Origin of the sequence: Mammaliicoccus sp. A-M4 (assembly GCF_022386955.1) — a bacterium.
GTDB classification, from domain to species: domain Bacteria; phylum Bacillota; class Bacilli; order Staphylococcales; family Staphylococcaceae; genus Mammaliicoccus; species Mammaliicoccus lentus.
On the sequence record NZ_JAJNHH010000031.1, the window covers coordinates 1 to 1,918 of the forward strand.

General features: G+C 24.3%; 2 protein-coding genes. Both read right to left on the reverse strand.

All coding sequences use genetic code 11. The features are described from left to right. Window positions 1-79: 79 nt before the first annotated feature. Window positions 80-1,519 (reverse strand): bifunctional aminoglycoside N-acetyltransferase AAC(6')-Ie/aminoglycoside O-phosphotransferase APH(2'')-Ia, encoded by a 1,440-nt coding sequence (locus LQ682_RS13965; RefSeq protein WP_001028144.1) that lies wholly within the window; start codon window positions 1,517-1,519, stop codon window positions 80-82. After that, window positions 1,520-1,918: GNAT family N-acetyltransferase (locus tag LQ682_RS13970; protein ID WP_000341232.1), on the reverse strand; the 399-nt coding region annotated here is incomplete at its 5' end.

Here is a 1,918-nt window from a genome sequence, read left to right on the forward strand (position 1 = left end):
CACTTCCTTTATTATTTTTCATTTTTTTAAACTATTTAATACTAATGTCTTTTATAATAGCTTTTCATATATTATATAATCAATCTTTATAAGTCCTTTTATAAATTTCTTTTCTACCATTTTCGATAAATTCCTGTTTAATATTTTTAATTCCATAAACAATAGTTTCAATAGGATAATATTCTTCAACTATATCTTGATATTCTTTTGCTTTCTCAATATCTATATTTCCATACATTCTTAATATATCTTCTCCAAAATTTGTTCCTATTTCTTCTTCACTATCTTCAAGTAAGTATATAAAATCACAATATTCATCTATAATTCCAGAATCTCCAAAATCAATTATTCCAGTTAATCTATTATTGCCATCTAACAATAGATGATTACAACTAAAATCATTATGGCATAAACACTTTTTACCCTCAAAAACTGTTGTTGCATTTAGTCTTTCCATAAAACTTTCTATATAATCTTTTTCTATATCAGTTAAATCATTATAAATAGTTTCACGCAACAATATATACTCTTCTAATACATTTTGTTTATTATCAATAGTACATTCACTAATATCTGTATAATCTAAACCGTGCATTTGTCTTAAAAAACTGGCAATATCTCGTTTTAACAAATTTTGTTCTTCTTCTGACATAGTAGAATAAATTTCTGGTGTTAAAAAAGTTCCTTTAATTTCTTTATAACCTAGTATAGATAATTCATCACTAATATACGAATATTCAATATTAGGAATTTTTACATTAGTTTCTAAATTTGTATTTAAAAAATTATATATTGCTTTTTCTTTTGCATAACCTTTTTTCTTATTAGTACTAAATTTTGTTTTAAAAATGTATTCATTATTAACTAAATATGCCACACTATCATAACCACTACCGATTATTTCAATACTATCTACTTTGAAATTATCAAAGTAATGCTCAATTAAATATTTCATTGCCTTAACATTTGTGGCATTATCATCATATCTATATTCCATTAAATAACAATCTTCTTTTTTGCCCTCGTGTAATTCATGTTCTGGCAAATCTTCAATAATTCTAAAACCAGATTTTTGGTATGCCCTTATTGCTCTTGGATTATTTTTATGAGGGTCTAAAATAACTGCATTAGCATTTCTTTCTTTTTTCAAAAATTCAAAAATCAATTTAATATATCTTGTACCAATTCCTTTACTCCAATAATTTGGCTCTCCTATAAATTGATCCATACCATAGACTATCTCATCAGTTTTTGGATAATGATAATCAGTATATAACTCATCATACATTTTATATATTTGTCCATATCCAATAGGAACATTGTTATATTCAATAATTACTCTAAAAACTTCATCTTCCCAAGGCTCTGTATAATGTTTTTTTAATGATTCTAATGTATATTTTTTATCTCTACCACCATAAAATTCTAATACTCTTTCATCAGTTAACCATTTTAACATCAAAGGAAAATCATCATCTATTAAAGTTCTTATACATATTTCATTTTCAACTATATTCATTTATTTATCACCTTTTTCATAATCATATACATATACTATTTCATCTTTATAATCATTTTTACCACCTAATTTTTCATATACATGGCAAGCTCTAGGATTACCTTTATCAGTTATTAAAAACATTTCAGAACAACCAATCTCTTTAGAATATTCCTTAATAAAAGATAATAATTTTGAACCATAACCTTTGTCTTGATAGTTAGGTAACATTCCTATTGAGTGTAAATAAAACATTGTTTTTCCATCAGGTCTTAAAAGTGTATAGCAATATGCAAATCCTATAATTTTATTATTTTCTTTAGCTATAAACCCAAATGAACTGGTATCATTAAGAAATCCTTTTAAATTATCAATATCAAAAACCATATTATCATCAATTAAAACTTCTTCCATAAACTC

Excerpts from the sequence above, each read along its gene's own strand:
- LQ682_RS13965 (WP_001028144.1), bottom strand. The coding sequence starts at position 1,519 with ATGAATATAGTTGAAAATGAAATATGTATAAGAACTTTAATAGATGAT.